Here is a 6,379-nt window from a genome sequence, read left to right as displayed (position 1 = left end):
GTTTTTAAATTCTGTCTTAGATTTCGTATCCCCCAATTTTCCGTGATGAGCCTCTTTTTTTGTGGGGAAAACTGCAAATTATTGGGCAGGGCACGGCAAAATATTTTTTTGCACAATTGTGCACTGGACAAGCGGCGCAGAATGGGCTAAAGTATAAAGTAGCAGTGTCTTTGCAGGGCCTGGCAGTGCAAAAATGGGGGTATTTCCCTTTGTTTTTTGCGTCAGGGACCGTGTGCAATTTCAGCAAGTTTCTCGCCTTATCCATAAATTTATTTATGAGAGTACGAGAAACGGAAGATAAAATACAGGCATAGGGCTGTTGTTGGTTAAATAAAATAACAAGTCCACAAATTTTAATTATGGAAAACTTCATAATTGGCGTCTTCCTTTTGGTTCATAATTAGTGTATAATTAAATCCATAAGTAAAACCTGATTTTTATTTTCGGTTTCTACTGACAAATCAGCAAAAAGAATAGAGCGAATTTTTTGTGATGGTCTGTTCCTTTTCTGGTGAGCAAGCTTTTCTCTAGTTAAACTTAGAAGGGATGGTAAGTTATGCGTGAAGTTGTAATCGTAAGTGCTGTAAGAACTGCTATTGGTAAGTTTGGCGGCAGCCTGACCCCCATGAGCGCAGTACAATTGGGTGCTGTAGTTATCAAGGAAGCTCTGGAAAGAGCCAAGGTTGATCCGGCAAAGGTTGACGAAGTTATTTTCGGCAACGTGCTGCAAGCTGGCCTGGGCCAAAACCCGGCTAGACAAGCTGCTATCTATGGCGGCGTTCCCCAAGAAGTTCCGGCTTTCACCGTCAACAAAGTTTGCGGTTCCGGTCTGAAATGCGTTGAATTGGCTGCCCAATCCATTCTGGCTGGCGACAACGATATCGTTGTAGCAGGCGGTATGGAAAGCATGTCCAATGCTCCTTTCGTAACCAGCGGCAAAGCTAGATGGGGCCTGCGTATGGGTGACAGCAAGCTGACCGACGTAATGATCAAAGACGGCCTGTGGGATGCCTTCAACAACTACCACATGGGCATCACCTCCGAAAACGTAGCTGAAAAATTTGGCGTAACCCGTCAGGACCAGGATGAAGTATCCGTACGGTCCCAGGAAAGAGCCATTGCTGCCATTAAGAGTGGTGCTTTCAAAGAAGAAATCGTTCCTGTTACCATTAAAACCAAAAAAGGCGAAGTAGTATTCGATACCGATGAGTTCCCCAGAGAAGGAACCACCATGGAAGTTCTGGCCAAACTGCGCCCGGCTTTCAAGAAAGATGGTACCGTTACTGCCGGCAACGCTTCCGGCTTGAACGACGGCGCTGCTGCCCTGGTTATTATGTCTGCTGACAAAGCCAAAGAACTGGGCCTGAAACCTATGGCTAAGATTCTGTCTTACGCTTCTGCCGGTGTAGATCCTGCCATCATGGGCATTGGACCTATCCCTGCCAGCCGCAAAGCCTTGGCTAAAGCTGGTAAAGAAGTCAGCGATATGGACCTGATTGAAGCCAACGAAGCTTTCGCTGCCCAATTCGTAGAAGTTGGCAGAGAACTGAAATTCGATATGGATAAAGTAAACGTTAACGGCGGCGCCGTAGCTCTGGGCCATCCCATTGGTGCCAGCGGTGCCCGTATCCTGGTTACCCTGTTGTATGCCCTGAAACATAGAGACAAGAAATTGGGTCTGGCCACGCTGTGCATCGGCGGCGGCATGGGTACTGCAACCGTGGTGGAAATGCTCTAATTAGGTGTAATACACCTTTAGATATTAAAAAACAGAGGAAAGAGGTTATTTACCATGGATTTCAATCTGACTGAAGACCAAGCTATGATTAAGGATATGGCTAAGGAGTTCTCCGAAAAGTTTCTGGCTCCTACCATTGAAGAAAGAGATGCGAACCATATTTGGGACCGCAAATTGATCGATCAAATGATGGAAGCCGGTTTTGCCGGCGTTTGCTTCCCCGAAGAATACGGCGGCATGGGCCTGGACGTTCTGAGCTATATCCTGGCTGTAGAAGAAATGTCCAAAGTCGATGACGGCACTGGTATCACTCTGTCTGCCTGCGTTTCCCTGTGCGCAACCCCGATTTACATGTACGGTACTGAAGAACAAAAACAAAAATACCTGAGACCTATCTGCGAAGGCCAGCACGTTGGTGCTTTTGGTCTGACCGAACCGTCTGCAGGTACCGATGCTTCTGCTCAACAGACCACTGCTGTTCTGAAGGGTGACAAATACATCCTGAACGGCTCCAAGATCTTTATCACCAATGGTAAAGAAGCTGACACCTATGTTGTATTTGCCATGACCGACAAGAGCAAAGGCAACCATGGTATTACCGCTTTCATTCTGGAAAAAGGCATGCCCGGCTTCAAATTCGGCAAGATCGAAAACAAAATGGGCGGCCACACTTCCATCACTGCTGAATTGGTATTCGAAGACCTGGAAGTTCCTGTGGAAAACAGACTGGGCGAAGAAGGCGAAGGCTTCAAGATTGCTATGTCCACCCTGGACGGCGGCCGTATCGGCGTAGCTGCCCAAGCTCTGGGTATTGCTGAAGGCGCTCTGGATGCTGCTGTGAAGTACTCCAAAGAACGTGAACAATTTGGTCGTCCTATCTCCAAGTTCCAAGCTATCAGCTTCAAACTGGCTGACATGGCCATGAAGATTGATGCTGCCCGGTATCTGGTTTACCATGCAGCTTTCCTGAAACAAGCTGGCGAACCGTACTCTGAAGCTGCTGCTGAAGCAAAATGCTTTGCTTCTGACGTAGCTATGGAAGTTACCACCGATGCTGTACAAGTATTCGGCGGCTACGGCTACACTGTAGATTACCCTGTTGAACGCTACATGAGAAATGCCAAGATTACCCAAATCTACGAAGGCACCAACGAAGTGCAACGCATGGTAATTTCCCGTGCTCTGCTGGCTGACAAGAAAAAGAAATAAGTTGTAACCAGTGATTGACCAAGTGCGCCTTAGGGCGCATTTGGTTATTCATTGAAATTTTTAGAGAATTTAAATATTTAAGGATTCAATATTTGGGTTGAAATGAAGTGCAAAGGAGATTTTACTATGGAATTAAAAAAAGTTATGGTTATCGGCGCAGGCCAAATGGGCAGCGGTATTGCCCAGGTTATGGCCAGCCACGGCGTTGAAGTTGTGCTGCGCGATATCAAACAAGAATTTGTTGACCGGGGGATCAGCAATATCGAAAAGAATCTGGCTCACTCTGTAGCCAAAGGCCGTATCACTGAAGATGATAAGAAAGCCACTTTGGCTAAAATTCATGGTGTGGTAGAAATGACCCAGGAAACCTGCAATGTGCACCTGGCCATTGAAGCTGCTACCGAAAACCTGAAAATCAAACAAGACATTTTCAAGACCCTGGATGAACTGTGCCCGGCTGACACTATCATTGCCAGCAACACTTCTTCCGTGTCCATCACCCTGCTGGGTGCCGGCACCAAGAGACCGGACAAATTCATCGGCATGCATTTCTTTAACCCGGCTCCTGTAATGAAGCTGGTGGAAGTAACCAGAGGCCTGGCTACTTCTGACGATACCTTTGCCAAAGTAAAACAATTGGCTCTGGATCTGGAAAAATCTCCTGTGGAAGTTCATGATGCCCCGGGCTTTGTAGGCAACCGGATCATGATCCCCATGATTAACGAAGCAATCTTCACCTTGAGCGAAGGCGTAGCTAACGCTGAGGATATCGATACCGTAGCCAAACTGGGCTTTAACCATCCCATGGGCCCTCTGGCTCTGTCCGACCTGATCGGCAACGACACCGTTCTGGCTATTATGGAAGTTCTGTACAAGGGCTTTGGCGATCCTAAATATCGTCCGGCTCCGCTGCTGCGTAAAATGGTAGAAGCTGGTTACCTGGGCCGCAAGACCGGTAAGGGCTTTTACGATTACAGTAAGAAATAATATTCCTAGGGGATAGTGGTGAGTTCCATGTATCAATATGAAAATTTACTGGTATCAACCTCGGAAGACGGGATTACTACCGTTACCATCAACCGTCCTAAATTCCTGAATGCACTGGACATCCAGACCTTGCAGGAAATGGAAGACGCTTTTGAAAAACTGGCAACGGATCCCAATACCCGTTCCATGATCATCCGCGGCGGCGGTGAAAAGGCCTTTGTGGCCGGCGCTGACCTGAAAGCCATGAGCACCATGACGGCCGTGGAAGGACGGAATTTCTCCATCCTGGGTCATGAGGTGTTTGATGCCATTGAAAAACTTCCGTATGTGGTAATTGCTGCAGTAAACGGGTATGCCCTGGGCGGCGGCTGTGAATTGGCCCTGGCCTGCGACTTCCGTTTCGGCTCCACCACGGCCAAATTTGGCCAGCCGGAAGTAAATTACGGCATTATTCCTGGTTTTGGCGGTTCCCAAAGACTGGCCCGGCTGATTGGCAAGGGCTATGCCAAGGAAATGATCTATACCGGGGACATGATCAATGCGGAAGAAGCCTATCGTTTGGGCCTGATCAATCGGATTCTTCCTCCGGAAGAATTGATTCCTGCCTGCGAAGAAGTCTGCCGCAAAATCATGAAAAAAGGTCCTCTGGCCATTGCCAGCGCCAAAGACGCCATTGACCGCGGTTTGAAAATGGATCTGGACTCCGGGCTGTCCTATGAAGCCCAGGTATTTGGCAACTGCTTTGCCACCTTGGACCAAAAAGAAGGCATGAAGGCATTCCTGGAAAAACGGAAACCCGTATTTATGAACAAATAAGGTTCCTTTTAGGGAATGGAAAGACCCCCATTTGTCAGAAGTATTCTGGCAGCTGGGGGCCTTTTTGCGTCTGGTGGGGGGCATCTCTGTACAAAAGTGCCTTGAAAAGTTATACTACTATATGTAGGACCAAAGAATGGAGGTTAGTAAAATGAAAGTTACCTATAGCAGAACAGAGTCCGCCTGGCAGCGTATGGATGCCCAGGAACGGGAAGCTGTCATGAATTATGGTGAAGGGTATAAGGCATTTTTGGATACTGCCCGGAGTGAGCGGCTGGCTGTAAAGGAAATTTTGGAACGGGCTGAAAAGGCCGGTTTCAAACCTTTGTACGACTGCAAGGAAGTAAAGGCTGGGGACAAGGTATATTGGAACCAGAAAGGCAAATCCTGTATTTTGGCTGTGGTAGGGGAAGAACCCGTCCACGCTGGGTTAAAAATTGTAGGCTCCCATATTGATGCCCCCCGGCTGGACCTGAAGGGCAATCCTGTCCATGAACAGGATGGGTTGGTTTACTTCCGTACCCATTACTACGGCGGCATCAAGAAGTATCAATGGCCCTGCATTCCCCTGGCCCTGGTGGGCGTAATTTTCACCAAGGACGGCAAGAAGGTGGAAGTGAACATTGGTATGGACGAAAAGGATCCCGTCTTCTACATTACGGACCTGCTGATCCATATGGCCCAGGACCAGATGAAAAAGACCCTGGCAGAAGGGGTTACCGGCGAGCAGCTCCAGGCTGTCATCGGCTCCAATTCTGACCACGACCAAAAGGTGAAGGATGCGGTAATGAAGCTGCTGAAGGACACCTATGGGGTGGAAGAAGAAGACTTTGCAGCTGCTGAGCTGGAACTGGTACCGGCGCTCAAGAGCCGCGATGTGGGCTTTGACCGGTCCATGATTGCTGCCTATGGCCAGGATGACCGGGTATGCTCCTACGCCAACCTGGAAGCTATTTTGAACGCCAAACCGGGGACCAAAACCCAGGCTGCCCTGTTTACCGATAAGGAAGAAATCGGTTCCTATGGCAACACCGGTATGCAGTCTTCCTATTTTGTGAAGTTTGTCATGAAGCTGCTGGCCCTGCAGAACGCAGGCAGCCTGCTGGACTTCTACGAAACTATGGAAAACAGCGAAATGCTGTCCGGTGACGTAAACAGCTGCCTGGATCCCATGTTCCCGGAAGTTACGGAAAAGGACAATTCCTCCCTGCTGGGTTACGGCATTGCCCTGACCAAGTTTACCGGCGCCCGGGGCAAGGCGGGCAGCAACGATGCCAACAGTGAATTCATGCAAAAAGTCCGCACCATTTTCAATGACGCCGGGGTGGCCTGGCAGATTGGCGAACTGGGCAAGGTGGACCAGGGCGGCGGCGGCACCATTGCCTTTATGCTGGCCGACTGGGGCTGCGAGGTGGTGGACTGCGGCACGGCCATGCTGAGCATGCACGCTCCTTATGACCTGCTGAGTAAAACCGATGCCTACGAAACCTATCGGGCCTACAAAGCCTTCTTTGAAAGCAAATAAAATTTTTAACGCAAAAGAGCGATGTACCTTTGAGGCACATCGCTCTTGATTTTTGGCTCATCACGGAAAATTGGGGGATACGAAATCTAAGACAGAATTTAAAA

5 protein-coding genes are annotated in these 6,379 nt (G+C 48.8%); all 5 read left to right on the top strand.

Annotation, left to right across the window (positions count from 1 at the left end):
* Nucleotides 1-556: 556 nt before the first annotated feature.
* Nucleotides 557-1,738: an acetyl-CoA C-acetyltransferase gene (locus DW089_RS11015; RefSeq protein WP_105327120.1), complete on the top strand. Its 1,182-nt coding sequence runs from the start codon at nucleotides 557-559 to the stop codon at nucleotides 1,736-1,738.
* Between the two features lie 54 nt (nucleotides 1,739-1,792).
* Nucleotides 1,793-2,947 carry an acyl-CoA dehydrogenase gene (locus DW089_RS11010; protein WP_105327121.1) on the top strand — a complete coding sequence of 385 codons (1,155 nt, stop codon included), beginning with the start codon at nucleotides 1,793-1,795 and terminating at the stop codon, nucleotides 2,945-2,947.
* Between the two features lie 126 nt (nucleotides 2,948-3,073).
* Nucleotides 3,074-3,934: a 3-hydroxybutyryl-CoA dehydrogenase gene (locus DW089_RS11005; RefSeq protein WP_105327122.1), complete on the top strand. Its 861-nt coding sequence runs from the start codon at nucleotides 3,074-3,076 to the stop codon at nucleotides 3,932-3,934.
* Between the two features lie 27 nt (nucleotides 3,935-3,961).
* On the top strand, nucleotides 3,962-4,750 hold the full coding sequence (locus DW089_RS11000) for an enoyl-CoA hydratase-related protein (RefSeq protein WP_105327123.1): 789 nt from the start codon (nucleotides 3,962-3,964) through the stop codon (nucleotides 4,748-4,750).
* A gap of 151 nt (nucleotides 4,751-4,901) precedes the next feature.
* A complete protein-coding gene (locus tag DW089_RS10995; RefSeq protein WP_118287290.1) occupies nucleotides 4,902-6,275 on the top strand; it encodes an aminopeptidase in 1,374 nt (457 codons plus the stop codon).
* Nucleotides 6,276-6,379: the final 104 nt, after the last annotated feature.

Origin of the sequence: Acidaminococcus sp. AM05-11, from assembly GCF_003472805.1 — a bacterium.
GTDB classification, from domain to species: domain Bacteria; phylum Bacillota; class Negativicutes; order Acidaminococcales; family Acidaminococcaceae; genus Acidaminococcus; species Acidaminococcus hominis.
The sequence above is the reverse complement of the archived record's forward strand: the minus strand, read 5'-3'. Positions and strand labels throughout refer to the sequence as shown.